The organism is Williamsia muralis, assembly GCF_051487485.1.
In the GTDB taxonomy this organism is placed as follows: Bacteria; Actinomycetota; Actinomycetes; order Mycobacteriales; family Mycobacteriaceae; genus Williamsia; species Williamsia muralis_B.
In genome coordinates this window covers 433,456-456,095 of the sequence record NZ_JAHVCV010000005.1, presented here as the reverse complement: position 1 = coordinate 456,095, position 22,640 = coordinate 433,456, and the positions used below count along the sequence as shown (strand labels likewise).

Here is a 22,640-nt window from a genome sequence, read left to right as displayed (position 1 = left end):
CGCACGTCGAATGAACTGTCCGGTTGGCGGTGACGATATCCGAGACGCTGGTCATGCAGATGCCAACAGTGTCTCGACGAAGAACCCGGTGACACGGGTCGACCACTCGGTCGGCCGAGTGGTGAGACCCGACGTATGGTTCCCGCCTGGAACCACCCAAACGTCAACATTAGTCGGCGATGCCGACCTTATCTCGTCGGCTGCGTGTACCTCGTCTCGTTCGTTGCCTGCTGCGATCAACAGCACGGGCCGGGGTGCGCCCCAAGCAACCGCGTCGCGCAGACTGGTCGGCGGTGAAGCGGGCGTCAAGAGGTCGGTGAGCGAGTACATCACGCTGTCCACAACTTGTTGGAAGCGTCCTCGCAGGCCGTACACCTCGTCGAGCCATCCTCTGTCTGCGTATGTTCGGCCTGTGGCACCTTCAGCTACCGCCGCAGCCATCCGGCTGTCGACCGCGAACGTCCCAATGACCTCCTCCCCGCCCATCGACACCCCTAGTGCACCAATCCGATTCGGATCGAGGTCCTGCCGGGCCACGAGGTAGTCAAGTCCAGCTCTGAGGTCAGCGTCGCCAAACCAACCGAACTTCATGGCCTCTCCCCTGCTGCGACCGTGCCCTCGCGCGTCGACCAGCAGAACACCGAAACCAGCATCGCTGAGGACCTTGGCATGGTCGAGCAAGGAGTCACTGTCGGACGAGGCGCCGTGGGCAAGCAAAATCCCGGCTCTGTTCGACGAGGCCGTGTACCAGCCTGCCAGCTCCACCCCATCGGCCGTTCGCAAGGTCACAGCGTCGAAATCGGGATCACCTTCGCGTATTGGAGGCCCTGCTGCCCCGGGATCGCCTGCGCTCGTCGTTGCATATGTCGCCATCGCAACGGGCACAGCGAGCCCGTACGCGCTAAGCACTACCAGGGGGACGATCAGCACCCGAATGACCGTCTTCTTTGTAGCCCATAACGCCGCGACTCCAACCCCAATTGCAAGGGCACCACCGAGAAGTAGGATCACGCTGCCAAGTAGGTACACCGGTGCTTCGGTCGCACCACGGTACGCGTACCACGTTGCGGCGGCGCAAGGGATGGATACCACCGCCAGGCCCAAGAACGCAACGCCGGTCAGCGCGCGTGGAATCCGAGGCGCCAGCGACAACGCCACAAGAAGGCACAGCCCGGCCACGAGGATGAGGTGGAGGACCCTCCTTCCCATGGATTCGTCAGCTGAGACCAGGAGCCCTGCACCGAAAGCTACCGCTGCACAAGCAGCTACGCCCGTGCCTCGCAATGGCGTCAGAGCCTGGGTACTCGACTCAGTCGGCGGCGTCATTCCGGCGACCAGGTTGTTCTGTCCACATCACTTGTCGTCGCCTCTCGGCGGTTGCCCTTAGTAGGGTTGACCATTGAAATCTCCTCGTCACGCTCGAACAGTCCTGGACTCACCGCCGGTGACGATCACCGTGGCGTTGAGCGCGCGATGATCTCGGCGGTGGCGTCGTTGAGCACCAGTCAATTTGAGTGACCCCTTTGCTGTTCGGCGCCCCAAGCCTCCGCTGACTATTGGCCGGCCATCAGGGTCGAACGTCACCAGCGGCGAGGCGAAGGTCTGCGCTGCGGCCTGACGTCGGACCTGTCTGCCGGCGCGCGGTCCTTTCAGTCCGAACTCGCACGCGCACCGGATCTGAGTCCGCAGCCTGCCATCTGCCCCCTCTTTCATCAGCAATTGAACTACGTTCAGCCACATCTCAAGGTCCTTCTACTCTTGCCGGGCGCGGTGGCCAACGACTGCAATAGAAGTCGAATCAACCAACCAGAGAGACGATCTCCCGATGACCAAGCTGACCCAGTAAGAGCAACAAGTTGGGCAACCTGGCGATGGGAATCAACCCGCCACAATGACGTCCGACTGACCTGAATCACTTGACGGCGTACGTCATGCCAGACCCATCGTGACCCAGCCTGCTGTTCGAGGTCCACAGATGTTGAACGACCTGCACAAACACCGACGGGCACAACACCATTCGAGGTGAATAGTCGTGAGAGAACCACCAACGACACATATGAAGACACTCGCCATCACTGTGGCCACTGCAGGCCTACTCGGAGTCACCGGGTGCGGTGTCATCGACGCCGACAGCGACATGGGTCGAATGCAGTCGCGTATGAGCGAAACTTCTGAACCCACCGCATCATCCACAACTGTCCAGAATGCTACGGACTTCAATCACGCGGATGTCATGTTCGCGGAGATGATGTACCCGCATCACGGCCAAGCCGTCGAGATGTCTGACATGGTCAAAGGCCGGACAGACAACGCGACACTTATCGCTCTGGCTACGACCATTCGATCCACACAGACTGCAGAAATGGACCAGATGTACCTGTGGCTCATGAGCTGGGGCGCGCCGCCACCTCATGTCGACTCCGACGGCATGGGGGTCATGGGGAGAGGCCACGGAGCGATGAACGGGATGATGTCGCAGGAGGAGATGGACGATCTCGCCAACAAAGCCGGCACCGACTTCGATCGTTTGTGGTTGACACTGATGATCGAACACCACAAAGGTGGGATCACGATGGCTGCGAACGAGGTCAAGAACGGCCTGCACCCCGCAACCACAGCAATGGCGTCCACCATCATCACCACGCAGCGAGTCGAGATCTCTCAGATGACCACGATGCTGCAGGAATAGAGCGCCTCAACCGGTCAGTCACTGTTCTCCCTCAGCAGGCGGGTGAGCTGGACCTCATCGAGCTCGCTCCACTCGACTGTCGGCAAGTGCCGGCCCGAACTGACGTTCTTCGGCTCTGTCGCTCGCGGCGCGCAGCCAGGCCAGTTGTCCGCCTTGTTCGCGGCCGATTCCGCCATTCGCAGCAGCGTCCATATGCCATACGCAACCATCACCATGATCAATACAACACCGAACATAGTTTCCGACCTTTCTGAATATGCGATGGAACAGAGACTTGGACGTGTCCGTACGGTGTCTACGCAGTCTCCGTTGCGGAGGAACGGCTCCTGTCCCAGGCTGCCTTACAAGGATTTTCGGACGGTAGGGGGTCGAATGTCATGAGCCGTGGACTCGGACCTGTACCGCCCCACGGGAGATGCACCACAACCCGGCCCCTCGTCGCTTTTCATGACCGTAAGGGACCTTGGGCTCTATAGATCGTTGGTGGTCCCGGAACATCATCGACATGATCCGGGGACAAGGAGAACGATTAAATGCCAGAAAGAAACGTACTACCCCACACGGCCGGACAAGACGGGATTCCAGAGTCAGCCGTGGTGGTCCACTGGCCCGATCCCAGTCCGCTGGACGACTGGTGGCGAGTCACGATGCAGGCAGATTCCGTTCATGGTCAATCAAAGTGATGCAGCACTGAAGCGGAATCTCTCGCCGCGCTTGCAGAAGCGTGATGTCAATAGAGAAACTTGTTGTTCGCAGGTAGAAACTGATCACGTCTGGTCGCTGATTGCCTTCTCCGGCAAAGCCTCACGAAGAGATTCGTCGCGACGAATCTGGATCACAACCGCCACGCTCGTCACCACTGCCCAACCACACCACAAAGAGGTCAGTCCAGCGGTGTTGACCAGAGCCAAGACCCCGACTGCGACCAGGTTGAGTCCCGCGAATACCTGAATCGTCCGTGCCGATGACAACAGACCGGGCCCACAGGTCGCAATCACGTATCCGGTGACAATCACTGCAGCGAACGGTATCTGGGTGTGGTACCGAACAAAGTGGGTCTCCAACGTGGCCGTCACGGGATTTGTGATAAGCACCGCAAACAAGACTGAAGAAACCACAGCACCCAGCACAACCAGCCCCGTGAGTGCGCGATGATGACTGTTCTTCGGCTCCCGTAAGCGAATCGCCAACGGCACCAGGGTGGGCAACACGACAAAAGCGATCAGAAGATACGCGTACGTCGCTGCAGTGCCAATTGCCTCATCGATGTTTCCCCGACCTGCATACCAGACGAGAGCCTCGATGAGACTGTGCGCAGCCAGTACGGCCGGAAGAGCCGCAAGCGGCAGATCAGACCGGCAGGGGTGCCGACGCAACGCGTCAATCGCCAGCGCACCGAGGACGACTCCAGCTGCCAAATCGGCCTCGGGCGAAAAACACATACGGCACTCCCATTTTCGATAGCCAAAAAAGATGAGGGCTTGCACGAGCAGTCAAGACCACTCGCCTAACCGCCTATGCCGGTTCCGTTGCCCGGGCCGAAACACCATTCATGGCCTCGGCGCGGTCGTGGCCTACCGTGATGGAGAGTGCCCGCACAGCAGATGCTCAGTTGTCAATTCACTACTGCCCCATTGTTTCGCTGCCTCCCGCGCCGATGCCACCAGCTCCTTGGCGTCGTCGTTCAGCAACCGACCCAAATCGACCCGTTGAACCTGCGGACGGGGACGTTCTGTACCGAAGAAGCGGGCGAACAGGTCGTCGAACGAGCCATGGTTCATCCAGGCGTCAGTCATCGGTCGATCCCTTCTGTCATCGATGTGCGAGTCACCGCTCAGGTTCTTGGCCGAATCGGACGTATCGGCCCGTCAGCTCCTCGGGCACGATCTCCACGGTGTTGTACTTCGTCGTGGGTACCCACGACTGCAGGCCAAGCGCGTCGGCCGCCGCCATCTCAGCGAAACTGCTCAGAGTCCTGGCATTTCCGTGAACAACCACGCTCCATCCGGACGTGTCATCGACGTGATCAACCTCGAAAACCACTCGGTGATCGATCGTGAGCTCCACCAGTTTTGTGCCCTCGGCAGTGCGGAACAAGATGCGCTGCCCGTCCACGAGGTAGTTGATGGGGAATATGTCGATACGACCGCTGACCGAAACAACCAGACGCCCCAGTTGCTGTTGTCGCAACAGCTCCCAGCAGTCATCGACGGTCAGTTGCTGCACTACGTCCGCCGATGAAGACGTGTCGTATGTGGCCATTGTGTAGTCCTTTCGCTCGGCGATCCACCCGGCTGGGGTCGGGCGTCTCGACATCTAGGTGAGGTCGAGTACTATCCGCCCGCTGATGTCGCCCGCGCTCATGTCGGCGAAGACGTCGTTGATTTCCGGCAGGGTGCGAATTGCGTAGGTGGGCTTGATCAGACCCCGCGCGAAGAAGTCGAGTGCTTCGGTCATATCCCTGCGCGTACCTACGATCGACCCTCGAACAGTGAGACCGAACAGCACGGTGGTGAAGATGTCGAGGGGGAAGGCCTCAGGTGGTAATCCGACAAGCGCTACGGTGCCACCTCGTCGCAGGCTCGCCACAGCCTGCGGGAAAGCGTGTGCATTGACTGCGGTGACCAACGCGCCGTGTACGCCACCGTTGGTGCGCTCGGTGATCTCCGCCGCGGGGTCATCGACGGTGGCAGCGTTCACCGTCACCTCTGCCCCATGTTGTCTGGCGAGTTCCAACTTGGAGTCATCGACATCGACGGCGACCACACGGCGGCCCATCGCGGTCGCATACTGAACAGCGATGTGTCCCAGTCCGCCTATGCCCGAGATCAATACCCATTCACCGGGTTGGGTGTCGGTCACCTTGAGCCCCTTGTAGACGGTGACACCGGCGCACAGGATCGGCCCCGCAGCTGCCAGGTCGACCCCGGCGGGAATGATCGGCGCGTACCGCGAGTCCACGAGCATGTGCGTGCCGAACGATCCGTCGACCGAATAACCACCGTTTGTCTGCTGGGGACAGAGAGTCTCCCAGCCGGTCTGGCAGTATTCGCACTCGCCACATGCACTCCAGAGCCAGGCGTTCCCCACCGTGTCCCCTATGGCCAATCGCGTCACATGGTCTCCGACTGCGATCACCGTTCCCACACCTTCGTGGCCGGGTACAAAAGGTAAGGCGGGCTTGACCGGCCAATCACCGCGGGCGGCATGGAGATCGGTGTGGCACACACCCGAGTACTGAACTTTGACAACTGCCTCGTACGGTCCAGGGGTAGGGATCGAGATCTCCTCGACTACAAGCGGTTCGGTGAAATCATGCACCCGCGCGGCCTTCATTGTGTTCATCGCTTCGGCGTTCCTTCTGTGGGTCTGTCGGTGCGTGCATCGGGCGACCGTTTGCCGCCGCCATGATCTGAGTCCATCACGCAGCTTGCGGCGATAACCGGGCCGAAAGTCCCCGAAAGCGGGGCAACTGTCACTCGCTCGAGGAATCAGATGATCGCTCGCCGGCCGCTGCGCGCCGTTCTGCGAACGCAATACCGGCTTGCTAAACGGTCGGACGTTCGCGATTCTCGCGACACGCAGACCACCCACCCGTCACCGTCGACCACTGACACATACTCCCGTCGACAGGTGCGGGCCCCAGAGCGGTTGTCACACCGGCCAGGCGGTTGTCTTCTCACCCACCATGCCCACGGCCTGCAAGGCGGCCAGCAGGCCGAAGAAGACGGTCAGCCACACCGAGAACGACAACACCGCACAGGATGCGAAGACCAATCCCACGAGCGCAAGTCCGAACCAATTGCCCCGTTCACTCCCCAGCAAGAGACTGCCCTCCGGTCGCGGTCTTCAGTGAAGCGACCGAACACCCAGCATCAGCAGTGCGTATACCGAAATAGGTCATCATTGGTTCCTGATCAAAACAGTGCCACGAGTCCGTCACGCGGCGATACCTCAACAGCATCGCTCGCACGTTCATCGTAGTTAAGGGCCAAAGGTCACCAGGTGCCCGACGAGAGGCGCGTGTCCTCGCTGGAGTTCCACCAATCGAGCACCCTGCTGGCCCGCAACGTGTTCCATCGGCTCGGTCCCCTCGATTCCATGGCGAACCACTGCCGCCCGGGGTACGACCGGTAGTACGGCCACCTACCGTCTCGATTCTGGGCGGCGAGTAGTGCCTCGACTGCGTCGCCGAGCCGTTCGTCCGGCTCAGCACCGCTGAGTCGGAAGAAATCCAGCCCGCGTAAGACGTCGAAGTGCCACTGCGGAGGGAAGGGAAAGCGGGTGAATGCGGGATCGACGGCCGAGTTCGTTCGATAGGACTTGAACAACCGATGGGCGAGGAAGAACTCACGGCCACGATCAAGAGCTTCGTCGACAACCACTGGCCCCCCACCATGGCGGTAGTCGAGCAGCGACTCGAGCACGATGATGGACGTGTGAAAAGACCCATGCCGGGAGCCGGTCCGCAGCGTCTCACAGTTCCAACCACCGTCATCCAGCTGCTGCGTGAGTAGCCACCGCACCGTCGCGTCCTGCCGTTCGTCTCGATATCCGAAGTAGGCGGTCAGCTGCACCACCATTCCGGTCTCACAGGTCTCTGGTGTGGTCACGCTCTTCGAGAAGTTGAGGCCGCCCCCAGCATGAACTCCTGCGCCGGACCATAATTGACCACAACCCGCGAGGGCCTGTTCGTTGCCTTCAGGCAAGCCAAGCCATCGAAGCAGCAGTAACGTATACGTGGTCGAGGTCCACTTCGGGCTGTACAGGGCGTCGGCCCACCGGCCGGTTGTGTCTTGGGCAGCCAGCAGTTGCTTCCCCCATCCCCTGGTCGCCACGTGGCTGCGTTCGAGATCGACTCGAGCGGGGTCAGCAGAGGTCAGGTCTCTGAGCGCCTGCCACCGGATGGCCGGATCACTGTCCAGCAGCAGCCAGTCGCAGAGTTGTTCGCGGTTCATCCGCGGTCCCGGACCGGCGACGCGGCCGTTGTCGACGGGTCGTCCGTCGTAGTCGCCAACGTGAAGTAGTTCTGCTCCTCTTGGACGAAGTGCAGCCTCAGCAGTTCATGGAGGCCGTAGAGGGTTGCCACCAGGTCATCACGCTGCTCGGCAGCGATTGCGCCGCCGATTTCTGCCCGTTCCAGATGAGCGTGAATCCGACGGCTCAGACGATCGATCTCGGCGTGCATACGGCTCATCGTCGCGGTCGCCTCCTCACTTCCCAGCGGTTCGGCCAACGCCGGATACAGCTGCCGTTCCTCTTCACGTTCGTGTGGCAGAACGCGAGTCGACAAAAAATGGTCGACCTCACGCAGGGCCGGCAACGCTGCATCCGAGTCCCCCGCCGTTACCAGTTGCGCCGTGACGGCAAGGGCGGATAGACGATCACGCATGTCATCGTGCTCACTTGAAAAGTGTTGCAGCATAGTGTTTGTGGATGCGGATATCTGCCGTGAACGGTTCCGATGGCCACCGAGGGCACGTAACGCGTTGACGATCACCGCCACATCTATCGCCTCCTGCAAGAGGGCACCGGGGGCCGGTGCCAGCCAACCGAATGCAGCGACAACCATCGCCACCAACGACAACCCCATGCCGACAGCGGCGCTCTGGATGGCGATCTGTCGAGATCGCCGTGCGATGTCCATCGCATCGGCCAGCCTGTCGAGGCGATCGGTGGTCAACACGATGTCGGCGGCTTCTGAGCTCGCGGTCGACCCCCGCGCACCCATCGCGACTCCAATCGTCGCGGCCGCGAGTGCCGGAGCATCGTTGACGCCGTCTCCCACCATGACCGTGACCGCACGGTCCCGCTCGGTCCTCACCCGGGCCACTTTGTCCGCTGGTGACTGCTCCGCGTACACCTCGTCAAGGCCCAGGATGGCCCCGATCTCCCGAGCTGGTCGCGAACGGTCGCCGGTCACCATGAGCACGCGGTTCAGTCCGGCCGAGCGAAGTCGCCGCAGCGTTCGGGGGGCGTCGCGGCGCACCTCGTCGACCAGGGTGATCGCCCCGGTGAGCACGCCGTCGACGGTCACCCACGCGATGACGGACCCATCGAATTCTGCGCGCTGTACCACTGCGTCTGCCCATGGTGGCCCACCTGACGTCACGTCCAGCATCCCCACCGACACGCGACGGCTCTCGACAACTGCAGTGACACCGCTTCCCGCTTCTTCGGCCACCGCCTGTGGCACGGCCAACTCCAGAGAGCGCGCAACCGCTTCGCGAACGATGGCCTCGGCAATCACGTGCGGCGAGATCTGATCAGCCGATGCGGCGAGCCTGAGCACCTCGTCCGCGTTCCCACCAGGAGCCGCAGTGACATCTATTCCACCAGGTCGACCAGTGGTGAGAGTTCCGGTCTTGTCCAGGATCAACGTCGTCGCATGGCCCAGGTTCTCCAACGCAGCACCGTCACGGATCACCACTCCGTAGCGGGACGAGCGCGACAGTCCCGACACGATGGCGATGGGAGCGGCGAGCAAAAGGGGACACGGCGTCGCAACGACCAGAACAGCGACCGCTCGCGTCAGCGAACCGGCGGCAATCCCGGCCACACCCGCAACCAGAATCGTGATGGGCAGGAAGACCGCAGCCAGACGGTCGGCGAGTCGTACCACTGGGGCTCGTTCGGCGGCGGCCTCGCCTGCCAGACGCACGATTCCTGCGTAGGTACTCTCGGCTGCGGTGGCGCCGGCCAGCAACTCGAACGCATCCCCGGCGTTGACCACTCCCGACCGCACGGCCTGTCCGTTTACTACGGTCACCGGTACGGATTCCCCCGTCAGGGCGGATTCATCCAGGATTACCCCGCCCGACGCCACCCGGCCGTCCACCGGGACCATCTCACCGGGACCGACCGAGAGGACATCACCGACAGCGATGTCCTCGACGGGAACCACCTCGATCGCCGTCTGCGTTCGACGACGAGCGGTTCGTGGAGCACGGTCCAGCAATGCGTGTAGATCTCTAGAGGCACGTTGCGAGGCAGCTGCGTCAAGCACCCGTCCGGTCGCGAGCATGACCCCGATCAACACACCTGCCAGGTATTCGCCGACGATCACCGTTCCGGCCAGCGACAGCACGGCGATGATGTCGACCCCGAGCCGCCCTTTACGCAGACCCGCAATCACCCACCACAGCGCAGGTATGAGTGCCGCAACGGTTCCGAGAGACCAGCACACATCCGCGAACCATGACGCCCCAGAAAGCCATCCGATGCCGCCTGTTGCCAAGGCCGCCACCGTAGCCGCCAACAGCCACCATTCGATCGACCAGAGGTGGCGACCTTCTTGCGCTTGCGCTGCGCCCTTCCGCGTCATGCGGCCTGCACGTGGTTGAGCACGGAAATGAGAGCGACGGGTTCGGTGACACTGACTCGAAGATGGCGGAGCCTGACCGGGAAACCAACTGCCCTGGCCTGCGCCGGCGGGTCGATGGTCAAAGCCACGATCCCGTGGGAGGCACCGTTGACCAACCACGACCCACCCCAGCCGTGGACACCCCACCCCGACCAGGCGGGTCGGCCACGACCAACTGACACCAGGGACGACAACGGGATCCGGGCTTTGAAGGCCCAACCCATCTCGACGACCATCGAGTGCGAAGCGGTGTCAATTCGCACAACTGACCTCCGTGGGCCCATCCCGAGCGGCGTCGCGAGGGGCACGAACCACCGGGAGAAGCGCAGCTCAAAATCCATGTCTTCCTCCACCACCGTCTCGGCTCGTACAGCCCGTCCGAAGCCGGGCAGCTGTTGGGTGGTTCCACCCTGCCGGGAAACCCCGCGGCCGGATAGTGACTTTCGACCCCGACACGCCTGTCCATCTGCCTCATCGAACGCCGTCCAACGCCTCTGATGACGGAAGGTGCTGCAGCGGTTGACTTGTTTAGCGAGCTGAACAGTGTCACGACCGAATGGGGCAAAGATGAAGATTCTGGTAGCAACCGCGAGCCGGCACGGGGCGACTCGTGAGATCGGGGAACAACTCGGCGCCGAAATCTCCACAGGTCTCCGCGATCACGGAGTCGACGCCCGAGTAGACACCCGCGATGCCGAACAGGTCGACGATGTCTCCGAGTACGACGCCGTGATCTTGGGCAGTGCCGTGTACATGGGACGCTGGCTCAAGAGTGCTCGCAAACTCGTCGATCGGGAGCTCGAACAGTTCGAATCGATTCCGGTGTGGCTCTTCTCGAGCGGACCGGTTGCCGCCGACGACACACCCGCACCTGGCACCAAGTGGGCGACCGCACCATGGGCCCGCGATCACCACACGTTCGGGGGGAAACTCGACCGGTCGACACTCAGCCGCGGCGAGCGATTTGTAGCCTCCGCGGTACACGCGACCGACGGCGACAACCGTTCAACCGAAGAAATCGCCGAGTGGGCACAGACGATCAGCGAGTCCCTGGCCGGGACCTCAGCTCGCTGACCGGGCCACGTCACGTCACACAGAGGAAGTGGAAGCACCAGATGCGCGCATGGCGGGTGACCGAGCCCGGGCCTGTCACAGCAAACCTGATCAAGCTGGTGACCACCCCGAGGCCAGTGCCGAGAACCGGTGAGCTCCTACTTTCGGTCGAGGCGTGCGGGATATGCCGAACCGATCTGCACATCGCCGAGGGAGACCTTCCGACACACCGATCCGGCGTGATCCCAGGACACGAGATCGTCGGCCGGATTGTGCACATCGCCGATGGGACGTCGACAACCTTCCGAGTGGGCGACCTTGTCGGTGTTCCTTGGCTACGCCATACGTGTGGCACCTGCAAGTATTGTCGTGCAGGGAAGGAAAACCTCTGTCCGAGTTCGGAATACACCGGGTGGGACCACGACGGCGGTTACGCCGAGTATGTCGCGGTGCCCGCCGACTACGCACTCGCACTCCCCGCCGGATATGACATCGAACATCTTGCGCCGCTCCTGTGCGCCGGCATCATCGGCTACCGCGCGCTCAAGCGTGCTGACCTGCCGCCGGGCGGGCGGCTCGGGATTTACGGCTTCGGCGGCAGCGCGCACCTGACCGCACAAGTCGCCATCGAGCAGGGCGCCACGGTGCACGTCATGACCCGCGATCAGACCGCCAGGGATTTGGCGCTCGAACTCGGCGCGGCATCAGTAGGCGACACTTATGACACCCCGCCCGAACCGCTCGACTCGGCAATCATCTTCGCGCCGGTCGGCGATGTTGTCCCTGTCGCTCTGCAAGCGCTCGACCATGGTGGGACTGTTTCGCTGGCCGGTATCCATATGAGCGACACGCCGCCTCTGAACTACCAGCGTCATCTGTTCCACGAGAAGCAGATCCACAGCGTCGAAGCCAATACGCGCGACGACGCGCGAGAATTCCTCGACATCGCTCAGAAACACCGGCTGCACGTCACGACCACAACGTATCCGCTCGAGGGGGCCTTGACAGCCTTGCGCGACCTCAAGGCCGGCCGATTCTCGGGCGCCGCGGTGCTGTGCCCCCACAAGAAAGGTGACGACGATGCGACTCATTGACCGCTCGGCCGTCCGACTGCACATTCTGGGTAGAGCTACGAAGGAAGCCATCTCGGAGCAGCAGATGACCGAAGAGCTCGCCCGACATCAATACCGGCTCAGCGCGACCGATCTGCACACCGCGCTCGATGAACTCGTCAAGGAAGGGCTCCTGAACGCCGATCACCGGTTGATCGACGGCCACCAGCAGTGGATCTATCGCGGAACCCCTTCAGGGAGGATGGAATTGGCTCGCGACCTCAGGGCGTTGAGCAAACTCAGCCACGAGGTGTTCGGTGACGCCCTGCCCGCGGCACCCCTGGACATGGAGACCGTGCCCCACGACCACTCCGTACTGGGCGGCGGCTTCCACAGGGTCCGCAGCAGTGTCGAGCCGAGCGGCGACAACGAAGGTACGGGTTGGGAATTTGGCTACCGGTAGGCAGCAATCACAGCGACTCGATCCGCAGGAGTCGATCGACGGTCTACTCCGTGACCTGGAGACCAGCACCACCGGGCTCTCCGATCGTGAAGTCTCTCGACGTGCTGTCGTCTACGGTCTCAATCAACTTGTCCGGCAACGCCGCAGCCATTGGTCCCGGCAGGTGTTGCGTCAACTGACCCACCCTCTCGCTTTGTTGTTGTGGCTGGCCGCTGCACTGGCGTGGATCAGTGATTCGCAGCCATTGTCCGTTGCCATTGTCGCGGTGGTCATCATCAACGCCGGCTTTGCCTTCGTTCAGGAACGCCACGCCGAGCAGGCAGTGGAGGCACTGTCGGCGATCATCCCCGAGACCGCGCGCGTAATGCGCCAAGGCCCCGAACAAGATGTGGCGGCAGCGTCGCTGGTGCCGGGTGACGTCATCCACCTGTCCGAAGGTGACCGAGTGTCAGCAGACGCACGACTCATCGACGGCTCGGTCGACGTCGACCTTTCCGCACTCACCGGAGAGTCCGCAACAGTCCACGTCGCCACACGCAGGACAGGGGCCGCCGGTCCGCTCATAGAAGCGACCGACATCGTTTTCAGTGGAACCAACATCGTCGGAGGCGAGGCGCGCGCCGTCGTCTTCGCCACCGGCATGCGGACAGAGTTGGGCCGTATCGCAGCCCTGTCTCAGCGAGTCACCCACGAGGAAAGCCCGCTGGAAGCGCAAGTGAAGCGGGTAGCCTGGCTGATCGCGGGAGTGGCGGTGGTGATGGGTCTCGCCTTCATTCCTCTGGGAACTCTCCTTGCCGGCCTCTCACTGCAGGATTCGGTGAACTTCGCGATCGGTCTGCTTGTCGCAAATGTTCCCGAAGGTCTGTTACCCACCATCACCCTCGCCCTCGCACTGGGTGTCCGTGTGCTTGCCCGCAGTGGGGCGCTGGTGAAAAGGATTTCAGCAGTTGAAACGCTCGGCTCCACGACGGTGATCTGCACCGACAAGACCGGCACCCTCACACAGAACAAAATGCAAGCAACAAAGATGTGGACACCTCAGGGTGACATCGCACTTCCCACTGACCACCCCGATACGGCAGCGCAGCGTGCAGCCCGGGTGATGATCAACTGCTGCACGGCCACAATCACCACCGACGACGCGGGCAACACCCTCGAGCACGGGGACCCCACCGAGGTGGCCGTGCTGCGCGCCGCGAGAGAAATGCTTCTCCCATCGTCCGCACACGGCGACGAGCTATTACGTGGATACCATTTCGAATCCGCCCTACGCCGGATGTCCACGGTGACGCGCTCAGCCGGCGGCACCACCATCAATGTCAAAGGTGCTCCGGAAGAGTTGCTGCAGCGGTGCTCTCGAATTGTCGATGACACCGATCGATTGCTCACCGCTGATGACCGCTCACAGATCTCCTCGCTGGTGAATCAGTGGGCCAGTGAAGGACTTCGGCTCCTGGCTGTCGCCGACCGAGGCATTGACGCCACCGCCGTGGCCACCCTTGATCGCAACGACGCCGAGACCGATCTGACTCTGGTCGCCATCGTGGCGCTCATCGACCCGCCTCGGCCAGAGGTGGCTGATGCGGTGGCCAACTGCCACTCGGCCGGTATACGCATTCTCGTGGTGACCGGCGATCACGGGCTCACCGCCAAGGGAATAGCGGAGAGCGTGGGTATTGGTTCCACCACGGGCCTTCGTGTGGTCAGCGGCGCCGAGCTCGAGGCCATGCCGGAGGCGGACCTCGACACGTTGCTCGCCTCACCAGGTGAGATCGTGTTCGCTCGCAGCTCCCCGGAAGCCAAGCTCCGGATAACCGATGCATTGCGCAGCCAGGGCCACGTGGTGGCGATGACCGGGGACGGTGTGAACGACGCACCGGCCCTGCGCCGTTCGGACATCGGTGTCGCGATGGGTAGATCGGGCACCGACGTCGCGCGAGAAGCCGCAACCATGGTGCTCACCGACGACAACTTCGCCACCATTGTCACGGCCGTGCAGGCCGGTCGACGGGTCTATGACAATGTCCGCAAGTTCATCGTGTACATCTTCGCCCACGCCACTCCTGAAGTGGTTCCGTTTCTGCTGTACGCCCTTTCGGGTGGGCAGATACCTCTGCCGCTGACGGTCATGCAAATTCTCGCCATCGATCTCGGCACCGAAACGTTGCCGGCGCTGGCGCTGGGGCGCGAACGCGCCGAACCCGGGTTGATGGACCGCCCACCACACAAGCGAACTCAGAACGTCGTCAGCCGTGAGGTTCTACTACGGTCCTGGGGAATACTTGGCGGTGTCTCAGCGTTGCTGGTACTCGGGCTCTTTCTGGGAACATTGCTCGACGGTGGTTGGAGCTGGGGCGCCTCGGTGTCGCACGGAGCGGCCCACGACACCTGGCAACTCGCCACAACCATGAGTTTTCTGGGGATCGTGTCCTGCCAAATCGGTACGGCCCTGGCGTCCCGGACCCAACGTGCGTCGTTACGCGACGTCGGTATCGGCACCAATCGGCTGTTGCTGTGGGGAATCGCGTTCGAGATCGCTTTCGTTGCACTCATTGTCACAGTCCCGTTCTTGCAGAACATTTTTGGGACAGTCAACCCACCTCTGCATCTCGCCATGTGGCTGCTACCCATGCCGTTCATCGTCCTGGGCGCCGATGAGATCTTCAAGGCGCGCGGCCGACGACGGGCTGCCGTAGGTGCCGCCACAGCGAAGACAGCAGTGAAAAGTCAGCACAGTGAGTAGTATTCGCGTCGTGCCAGGACCCGTTGTCCATGCTCTCCCGTCTGATGTGTCGATCAGGTCCCTGAACCAGGACGACGTGCCCGCTGTCGAACAGCTGTATGCCCGGCTGAACGAGCACGACGCATATATGCGCTTCTTCGGAGCCCGCCCCAAACACCTACGGGCGCTGGCCGAATACACGTGCCGGCAAGATGACGGGGACTGTGCGCTCGGCGCGTTTCGTGACGACCACCTTCTCGGTGTCGCAAACTACGTGCGCGGACCGCTGCCCCAGAACCGTCCACACTCCGACGTCGAGATCGCGATCATCGTCGACCACAACGCACAATCACACGGCATCGGATCCGCACTGCTCACGCGTCTGGCAGCACACGCCCGCGCTGCGGGGATTCAATGGATGACCGCTGAAGTCCTGGCAGAGAACAGTCTCATGCTTCAGGTCATCCGCGAGCTGGGTCTTGGTCACCGGCTACATCTAGACGGCTCTACCATGTCTCTGGACATCGACCTGAAGGCCGGCGACCTCGCTGCTCCCCCTCCGTGACGACCTTGCCCGCCCTGAACGTCGATCGGTGGGGGCCTCGTTCCGATCAACGTGCTGTGGGAACGATCATCACCGGTACCTGCACGGTGTGCAGGACTGCCTGGCTGGTCGAGCCGATCAGAATGGACGGAAAGCCGCCTCGCCCGCGGCTACCCATGACCACCAGCTGGGAGGTGTCGGCTTCGTGGACCAGTTGCCGAACAGGTCGGTCGCGTACCACCCGAGGCCGGATCTGAACGTTCGGGAATCGCTCCTGCCAGCTCGACAGCATCTGCGCCAACGCCATCTCATCGAGGATTTCCGGTGGGAACAGGCTCTTTGCCAATCCTTCGGGGAACGCCCGGTCGGCGTCCACGTCGACCAGCGCGTGCACCGCCACCAACTCGACGCCCCGCAGGGCTGCCTCACACAGCGCTTGCTCCAACGCCGGCTCACTGTTTGTGGTGCCATCGACACCGACAACCACCGGAGCCGTTCGCCCGAGCGAAATGTGCGCCGGCGGTTTGACAACCGTCACCGGGCATCGGGCGTGTGTTGCGACCGCCGTGCTCACTGATCCGATCAGCCCGCCGGTGAATTCGCCCAGGCCGCGGGATCCGACCACCAGCATCGCTGCGGTCTGGCCAAGACGTACCAGGACGTCGGCCACCGGGCCCCGTTCGATAAGCGTGGAGACTTGAAGCTGTGTCTCCGCCGCCCATTCTCGGGCCACCTTCTCCGCCTCGGTGAGGATCCCCTCCGCGTGATGCCTCTCGATTGCCGAACTGTCGCTCCGCAGGTTGACGGCATCGGAGAACGATGGGGTCCGTGCATGAAGCGCGGTGACGATGGTCAGCGGCAAAGAGCGCAGCGCCGCGTCCTTCGCAGCCCACCTCACGGCGTCGAGCGCCTTCGACGATCCGTCGATCCCCACGATCACCGGCAGAACACTCGACATGGCAGCACCTTTCGACAGCGGCCTGTGGCAACCGCACCAATGAACTCTTCCCAGTCTTGCCGGGTGCGTCCGCAGTCCCAAGTGCCTTTGGGCACCCAGGCAGATGCCCAGGGGCCCTATGAACATTCGCCCGCGGAGGAGAGAGTCGTGATCAACACGGACAACTCGAGCGCAAAGGACTCATGATGGACAAGCAACCGGTGGTGGTAGGGGTCGATGGATCGAAGGAGGCGCTCGACGCGGTGCGATGGGCGGCACGCGAAGCCATTCTGCGCTCGAGCTCGCTGAAGATGTTGTGCTGCGTCGATGATGACCTGATCACCCTCAGCGACTACCCGATTCCAGATCGGTACTTCAACCTTCTTCGCGAGCGCGCTCACAAGGACCTCGCCGAGGCAAGTTCGCTGGCATTGGCGGAGGTTCTCAAGGCCGGCGCTGACATCGCGATCGACACGAAGATGCTTCTGTGCGAACCACGTGTCGGATTGCGCAGGGTTTCTGAGAACGCGCAGCTGCTCGTCCTCGGCGCCCATGGTGAAACACACAGCGTCCCAGGCCTACTCGGGTCGGTCGCATCCGCGATGTCGGCGCACGCCGAGTGCCCGGTAGCGATTATACCTGCGCGGTCCGGCGCCATGCCGGAAACGTTGCCCAACACTGTGGTGGTTGGGGTGGACGGGTCGGCGGCCAGCCGGAGAGCTGTGCAGATGGCGTTCGAAGAGGCAGACCTGCGAGGCGCTAAACTGGTGGCGATTCACGCCTGGAACTTCAGCAAGGTGCACTCGGTGTTCGCCACGGACCATGCCAAACTGTCGTGGACCGAAGCGCGAACTGCAGAGGAAGCCGTGCTGGCCGAAAGCCTGGCCGGCTATCGCGAGCAGTATCCGGACCTCGAGGTGTCGCTGCAGGTGTTCAACAGTGATCCTGTCGGAGCGCTTCGTGATGCCGCATCCAATGCCTGCCTGCTCGTGGTGGGCTCGCGAGGTCGCAGCGACTTCACTGCCAGGTTGCTCGGCTCGACCAGTCGGGCTGTGCTGCACTCGGCGACGAGTCCTGTACTCATCGCCCGGCCATGATATGCATGCCGTAGTGCTGCCAGAGGTTGCCAGTCCCTAGACTGGCCGGGCCGCGCTACGGTGCATTATCTGAGGAGGTCAACGTGATTTCAGTGTTCCTGGTCGACGACCACGAAATCGTTCGCCGGGGGCTGATCGAACTCATCGACTCCGACCCTGAACTGACTGTCATCGGTGAGGCCGGCACCTGTGCGCAAGCTCTGGCCCGAATACCGGCCCTGCGACCCGATGTGGCCGTCCTCGATGTCCGTTTGCCTGACGGCAATGGCATCGAGCTGTGCCGGGAGGTGCTCACCAAACTCGACGGCCTGCGGTGTCTGATGCTCACCTCGTTCACCGAGGACCAGGCCATGCTCGACGCGATCCTTGCCGGCGCAAGCGGATACGTCGTCAAGGACATCACCGGTATGGAGTTGACGAGGGCGATCAAAGAAGTCGGCGCAGGTAAGTCGCTGCTCGACAATCGCGCCGCGGCGGCGCTCATGGACCGACTACGGACCCGGCAGAACGCGCCGGGGCCGCTCGACGGATTGACCGAGCAGGAACAGACTCTGCTAGCACTTCTCGGGGAGGGCCTGACCAACCGGCAGATTGCCGCGCGCATGCACCTGGCCGAAAAAACGGTCAAGAACTACGTCTCGAGATTGCTGGCGAAATTGGGTATGGAACGCCGCACACAGGCAGCTGTGTACGCTACCAAGCTCGACAAGCCCGGCGACCAGCCCAAGAGGTGATCGGCGGCGGCCCTCTCCCCCTCTTCCGGTGACCTAAGACCCCGGACGGCAACCAAGGACCACAACGTGACTCAGCAGCCCGATGCCGACACACTCCGCACGATCATCGAACTGGCCTGCCGCGCCCCCTCTGTCCACAACAGCCAGCCGTGGCTCTGGACTCTGAACGGAACCGAACTCCGACTGAATGCCGATGCCCGCCACGCAGTTCTCGTCGCGGACCCCCACGGTCGACAGATGGTCCTCAGCCTCGGCGCAGTCCTGCACCATCTCGAGGCCGCAAGTGCCGCTTCTGGTTTCCGTACCTCGATAAGCCGGCTGCCCAATCCCAACCGCCCAGACCACGTGGCGACCATCGAGTTCGGTGGTCGCCGGCCGCCGCTTCCCGCCTTCGGCGAGCGCGGAGCTGCCATCAAACGAAGATTCACCGACAGATTGCCTATGCGGGCACCCGCCGAACCCACCTTGCAGTCCGTTCTCGACGGTGTCACACCCACGATCGACGCTCGGCTGTCGCTTCTTCCGGAGACCAGTCGTCAGGAAGTGGCGAGAACGTCCAAAGCCATTGCGGCCGAACGGCGCTATGACTACGCCTACCACACCGAATTGGATTGGTGGACGTCAGACCGCGACGGTCGAGACAGCAACGAAGGCGTGCCCACACCTACCCTGCTCACGGCGTCCGAGGCGGAACGTGTGCCAGTGGCCCGGGACTTCTCACCCGCTGCCACAGGTCAGCCCCGGCGAGCGGACATCTCGGCTGACGAGGCGGCAATAGTTGTGTTATCCAGTCCCACCGGTGGTCGACACGACCTGCTCCGATGCGGAGAGGCGTTGTCCGTGTTGCTTCTCGAAGCGACGGTGGCCGGTCTGAGCACCTGCATCGTCTCCCATATGACAGAGTCGCCCGCCGGCACAGCCACGATCAGCCGGTTGATCGACGGGGTCGGACAGCCTCAGGTACTCGTCCGCATAGGCATACGAGAAGGGCCGACGCCGAAGTTGACGCCCAGGCGGCCGGTCGAGGACGTTTTCGACATCGTCTAGCTCCCACTGTTCGCTCTGAATGCTCTCTCACGTCTCCGTCGACAACGAAGGTGGTCCGCGCTCATTTTCGCGGACCACCTTCGTCGTTCGATATTCAAACTGCGGGTCAATGGACCACCAGCACCGAGCAACGAGAATGGTGGAGAAGATTCTGACTGACCGAGCCAAGGAGAGTTCCACTGACAGCACCGCGGCCGCGTGAACCGACGACCACTACACCGGCCGATGCCGACAGATCGGCCAGTCCGTGCGCCGGGGAGGCATCCCCGTAGATCAGGCGGACCTCGACATCGGGGAACTTGTCGCGCATGCCGGCGACGTGATCACGCAGCCAGGCGTTTCCGTTGTCGCGAAGTTGCTCCCAGTCGATCAAGGCGCCGGCGTACCCGACACCGACCAGTGCCGAGACCTGCCAGAAGTGTGCGATCACCAATCGGGTACCGGTGAGGTGGGCATGTTCGAACGCCGCGAGGAGGGCCTTGTCGGCATGCTCCGACCCATCGATTCCCACCACGACGTCAGTGTGCATGTCCACTGCGGCGTCCGCGGATGGACGCCATGCGAGCACGGGGCACTGTGCGGCATTGGTGATGGGGATGACCTGGCTACCCAGCAGCAGATCTCGGACCGGCCCCGAACGTCGCGAGCCGATCACAACGAGCTGCGCATCGGGCGATCGTTTCCGGATGAAGTCGACGATCTCGTCTTCGCTGATGGTGGCGGTGGTTCGTACAGTGGATGCTGCCTTGCCCGTGGCCTCCTGGGCCTCTTTCAGATACCGGGCCCCGACTTCGCGCAGCTGATCAAGCAGTGCGCGTTCACTGATCAGCGCAGCTTCCCCCAACGCCATGTACCAGTCGTTACCCGGCAGGGCGAACACCAGTTCTACGGGCGCATTGACCTTTTCGGCATATTCTGCGGCCCAGCGCGCGGCGCCGAGCGCCGATTGCGATCCGTCGATCCCTACGATCACCGGCGCCGTTGTGCTCTCAGTCGTCATCGAAGTCTTCCTCTCCAAGGTGGCTGTTCGCAGTCAACGCGAAATCGATCTGGTTCCACAGCTGGCTTTGAGCATGACTTCTAAGGACTTTCGTCACCCCAGGACATAGTGTGCGGAATCTCCTCCCTACGGCAGAGGCACGCGCCACCTGAGCGTGAGACCCGAACCGCTGTCGGGTGTCGACAACACCATGTCGCCACCGAGCCGCTCAGCACGAACCCGCAGGTTCGCCAGTCCGCTGGGCGTGATGTCGTCGGCCATCCCTGTACCGTCGTCGGTCACTTCGACCGTGAGGTTGTTGTCCACTGAGATCGTCACCGTGATCGTCTCGGCGGCGGCGTATCGGACAGCGTTGCTCACCCCCTCCCGAACGACGGCCACGACGTGATCTGCCAGTCCGGGTTCGACCACCGACAACGGTCCGGACATCCGCATATAGGTCTTGAGTGCCGCATCGCCGACCTGCTGATCGACCACCTCATGAACCCGTTGCCGCAGCCGCGTCGTCTCCTGCCCGTCGCTTTGCAGGTCGAAGATGGTGGTACGGATTTCCTGCACGATGTCCTGCAGATTGTTGATCGTCTCGGTGAGGCGCCTGCGCACGTCGGGGGATTGAGTGCGCTGCAGCGTCCCCTGCAGGTTCATTCCGGCCGCGAAAATCCGCTGGATGACGTGGTCGTGCAGGTCTCTGGCAATGCGGTCACGGTCGGCGAGCACTTCGAGCTCACGTGTGCGATGAATCGCCGCCGCCATTGACAGCGCCAGCGCCGCCTGATCAGCGAAGTTCGCGACCAACGCGAGCATTTCTTCGCTGAACGGTCGTTGGTCAGTCCTTCGAAGGACCACCAGCACGCCGTTGAACGAATCACCCGTGCTCATCGGGGCGACCATCGCGGGTCCGCGCGTACCGACATCATCCGGAGCCAGGTCGTACTCGAGCTTTTCGCGAAGAAAGGGCGTAAGCCTCGAGAATGCTGCACCGGAAGTGGACCCCTCCACAGGTATGGTGCATCCCAGCAACTCAGTGGCAAACTCACCCTCTGCAATAGTGACAACCAGCTCGTCCACCGAGTCATGCGGTTGCTCGGGATCGTCGGGCCGAGCGATGAAAGCAACGTCGCCGTCGGTGAGGTTGAGCGCTTTGCGCGCAATCATCTCGAGGACGGCGTCGATATCCGCGCCTGCCAGTAACTCAGTCCGGATGTCGCGGGTGGCCTCGATCCACGCAAGCCGGGACTGTGATTCCTCATACAGACGAGCATTGTCGATGGCGATGGCCGCTGCCGACGCGAGAGCCTGAATGATTACCTCGTCGTCTTCGGTGAAGCGACCCCCGCCGTTTTTTTCGGTGAGGTAGATGTTCCCGAAGATCTCGTTGCGCACCCTGATGGGTGCGCCCAGGAACGTGGTCATGGGCGGGTGGTGGGACGGGAACCCCACTGAGTCGGGATGCTCGGACAGATCATCGAGACGAACCAGCTTCGGCTGATCGATCAGCAATCCCAAGACACCTTGGCCTGTAGGTAGAGGCCCAATCTTGGCACGAGTCTCTGCGTCGATCCCGTGGTGAATGAACGCTGCCAGATCGTGACCTCTGCCCCGCACTCCCAGAGCACCGTATCTGGCGTCGACCAGCTTCACCGCCGAGGTCACAATGGAACGCAATGTGGCTTCCAGATCGAGGTCGGCCGTGACGACGAGCATCGCCTCGATGAGTCCGTCGGTCTGCTCGCGTGCTATCGCGATCTGACCGATCCGGTCCTGGACCTCTTGCAAAGGCTCACCCAGGCGCAACTGAGACATCGTTGCGCGTATGTCCGCTGACGAATCCATGAACCCCGGCCCGATCTCGACTTCACACTCAGTAGCAGTCTGCACCAGCAAATCCTTCAAGCTGATGGCGGAATCGATGTCGCGCCATCGCCGATTCGCTACTTCT

22 protein-coding genes are annotated in these 22,640 nt (G+C 62.4%); 9 read left to right on the top strand and 13 right to left on the bottom strand.

Annotated elements, in window-relative coordinates:
• Nucleotides 1-51: 51 nt before the first annotated feature.
• Complete coding sequence (locus KXR83_RS16380; RefSeq protein WP_317714587.1) at nucleotides 52-930, bottom strand: alpha/beta hydrolase; 879 nt, start codon at nucleotides 928-930, stop codon at nucleotides 52-54.
• A gap of 1,102 nt (nucleotides 931-2,032) precedes the next feature.
• Between KXR83_RS16380 and KXR83_RS16375 the strand changes: the two genes are divergently transcribed.
• Nucleotides 2,033-2,689 (top strand): DUF305 domain-containing protein, encoded by a 657-nt coding sequence (locus tag KXR83_RS16375; protein ID WP_317714586.1) that lies wholly within the window; start codon nucleotides 2,033-2,035, stop codon nucleotides 2,687-2,689.
• Nucleotides 2,690-2,703: 14 nt separating this feature from the next.
• Here KXR83_RS16375 and KXR83_RS16370 read toward each other — a convergent pair whose 3' ends face one another.
• From KXR83_RS16370 to KXR83_RS16330, 9 genes are all read right to left on the bottom strand, one after another.
• Nucleotides 2,704-2,925 (bottom strand): hypothetical protein, encoded by a 222-nt coding sequence (locus tag KXR83_RS16370; RefSeq protein WP_317714585.1) that lies wholly within the window; start codon nucleotides 2,923-2,925, stop codon nucleotides 2,704-2,706.
• 531 nt (nucleotides 2,926-3,456) lie between these two features.
• Nucleotides 3,457-4,131 carry a DUF6629 family protein gene (locus KXR83_RS16365; RefSeq protein ID WP_317714584.1) on the bottom strand — a complete coding sequence of 225 codons (675 nt, stop codon included), beginning with the start codon at nucleotides 4,129-4,131 and terminating at the stop codon, nucleotides 3,457-3,459.
• Nucleotides 4,132-4,263: 132 nt separating this feature from the next.
• A complete protein-coding gene (locus KXR83_RS16360) occupies nucleotides 4,264-4,485 on the bottom strand; it encodes a hypothetical protein (RefSeq protein WP_317714583.1) in 222 nt (73 codons plus the stop codon).
• Between the two features lie 31 nt (nucleotides 4,486-4,516).
• Nucleotides 4,517-4,951 carry a pyridoxamine 5'-phosphate oxidase family protein gene (locus tag KXR83_RS16355; RefSeq protein ID WP_317714582.1) on the bottom strand — a complete coding sequence of 145 codons (435 nt, stop codon included), beginning with the start codon at nucleotides 4,949-4,951 and terminating at the stop codon, nucleotides 4,517-4,519.
• Nucleotides 4,952-5,005: 54 nt separating this feature from the next.
• Nucleotides 5,006-6,034 (bottom strand): alcohol dehydrogenase AdhP, encoded by a 1,029-nt coding sequence (gene adhP / locus KXR83_RS16350; RefSeq protein WP_317714581.1) that lies wholly within the window; start codon nucleotides 6,032-6,034, stop codon nucleotides 5,006-5,008.
• A 309-nt stretch (nucleotides 6,035-6,343) separates the two neighbouring features.
• A complete protein-coding gene (locus KXR83_RS16345) occupies nucleotides 6,344-6,472 on the bottom strand; it encodes a hypothetical protein (protein ID WP_317714580.1) in 129 nt (42 codons plus the stop codon).
• A gap of 215 nt (nucleotides 6,473-6,687) precedes the next feature.
• Entirely contained in the window at nucleotides 6,688-7,647 is a 960-nt protein-coding gene (locus KXR83_RS16340) for a hypothetical protein (RefSeq protein WP_317714579.1), read from the bottom strand.
• A complete protein-coding gene (locus tag KXR83_RS16335) occupies nucleotides 7,644-10,013 on the bottom strand; it encodes a heavy metal translocating P-type ATPase (protein WP_317714578.1) in 2,370 nt (789 codons plus the stop codon). Before KXR83_RS16335 ends, KXR83_RS16340 begins: the two co-directional genes overlap by 4 nt.
• Nucleotides 10,010-10,393 (bottom strand): hypothetical protein, encoded by a 384-nt coding sequence (locus tag KXR83_RS16330; RefSeq protein WP_317714577.1) that lies wholly within the window; start codon nucleotides 10,391-10,393, stop codon nucleotides 10,010-10,012. Before KXR83_RS16330 ends, KXR83_RS16335 begins: the two co-directional genes overlap by 4 nt.
• Nucleotides 10,394-10,619: 226 nt before the next feature.
• Here KXR83_RS16330 and KXR83_RS16325 point away from each other — a divergent pair, with 226 nt between their 5' ends.
• Genes KXR83_RS16325 through KXR83_RS16305 form a run of 5 tightly spaced genes read left to right on the top strand, consistent with a single transcriptional unit; the run spans nucleotide 10,620 to nucleotide 15,907 of the window.
• Entirely contained in the window at nucleotides 10,620-11,126 is a 507-nt protein-coding gene (locus KXR83_RS16325) for a flavodoxin domain-containing protein (RefSeq protein WP_437425700.1), read from the top strand.
• Nucleotides 11,127-11,167: 41 nt separating this feature from the next.
• The gene (locus KXR83_RS16320; RefSeq protein WP_437425699.1) at nucleotides 11,168-12,199 is read left to right on the top strand and encodes a zinc-binding alcohol dehydrogenase family protein; all 1,032 of its coding nucleotides are present in this window, start codon (nucleotides 11,168-11,170) and stop codon (nucleotides 12,197-12,199) included.
• On the top strand, nucleotides 12,186-12,620 hold the full coding sequence (locus KXR83_RS16315) for a PadR family transcriptional regulator (protein WP_437425698.1): 435 nt from the start codon (nucleotides 12,186-12,188) through the stop codon (nucleotides 12,618-12,620). The genes KXR83_RS16320 and KXR83_RS16315 overlap by 14 nt, the downstream gene beginning before the upstream one ends.
• Nucleotides 12,607-15,363, top strand: coding sequence for a cation-translocating P-type ATPase (locus tag KXR83_RS16310; RefSeq protein ID WP_437425697.1), 2,757 nt, complete (start codon nucleotides 12,607-12,609; stop codon nucleotides 15,361-15,363). Before KXR83_RS16315 ends, KXR83_RS16310 begins: the two co-directional genes overlap by 14 nt.
• Before the next feature lie 10 nt (nucleotides 15,364-15,373).
• Nucleotides 15,374-15,907, top strand: a complete 534-nt coding sequence (locus KXR83_RS16305; RefSeq protein ID WP_437425696.1) for an N-acetyltransferase family protein — start codon at nucleotides 15,374-15,376, stop codon at nucleotides 15,905-15,907.
• Between the two features lie 46 nt (nucleotides 15,908-15,953).
• Here the strand turns inward: KXR83_RS16305 and KXR83_RS16300 are convergent, their stop codons facing one another.
• The gene (locus KXR83_RS16300; RefSeq protein WP_437425695.1) at nucleotides 15,954-16,844 is read right to left on the bottom strand and encodes a universal stress protein; all 891 of its coding nucleotides are present in this window, start codon (nucleotides 16,842-16,844) and stop codon (nucleotides 15,954-15,956) included.
• A gap of 185 nt (nucleotides 16,845-17,029) precedes the next feature.
• Between KXR83_RS16300 and KXR83_RS16295 the strand changes: the two genes are divergently transcribed.
• The 3 genes from KXR83_RS16295 to KXR83_RS16285 all read left to right on the top strand — a co-directional run bounded on the left by KXR83_RS16295 (nucleotide 17,030) and on the right by KXR83_RS16285 (nucleotide 19,701).
• Entirely contained in the window at nucleotides 17,030-17,920 is an 891-nt protein-coding gene (locus tag KXR83_RS16295; protein ID WP_437425694.1) for a universal stress protein, read from the top strand.
• An 83-nt stretch (nucleotides 17,921-18,003) separates the two neighbouring features.
• Complete coding sequence (locus KXR83_RS16290; RefSeq protein WP_437425693.1) at nucleotides 18,004-18,654, top strand: response regulator; 651 nt, start codon at nucleotides 18,004-18,006, stop codon at nucleotides 18,652-18,654.
• A 66-nt stretch (nucleotides 18,655-18,720) separates the two neighbouring features.
• A complete protein-coding gene (locus KXR83_RS16285) occupies nucleotides 18,721-19,701 on the top strand; it encodes an Acg family FMN-binding oxidoreductase (protein WP_437425692.1) in 981 nt (326 codons plus the stop codon).
• 106 nt (nucleotides 19,702-19,807) lie between these two features.
• On the opposite strand, the gene KXR83_RS16280 is transcribed toward KXR83_RS16285, so the two are convergent.
• Nucleotides 19,808-20,701 carry a universal stress protein gene (locus KXR83_RS16280; RefSeq protein WP_437425691.1) on the bottom strand — a complete coding sequence of 298 codons (894 nt, stop codon included), beginning with the start codon at nucleotides 20,699-20,701 and terminating at the stop codon, nucleotides 19,808-19,810.
• A gap of 126 nt (nucleotides 20,702-20,827) precedes the next feature.
• Nucleotides 20,828-22,534, bottom strand: coding sequence for a GAF domain-containing sensor histidine kinase (locus KXR83_RS16275; RefSeq protein WP_437425859.1), 1,707 nt, complete (start codon nucleotides 22,532-22,534; stop codon nucleotides 20,828-20,830).
• Nucleotides 22,535-22,640: the final 106 nt, after the last annotated feature.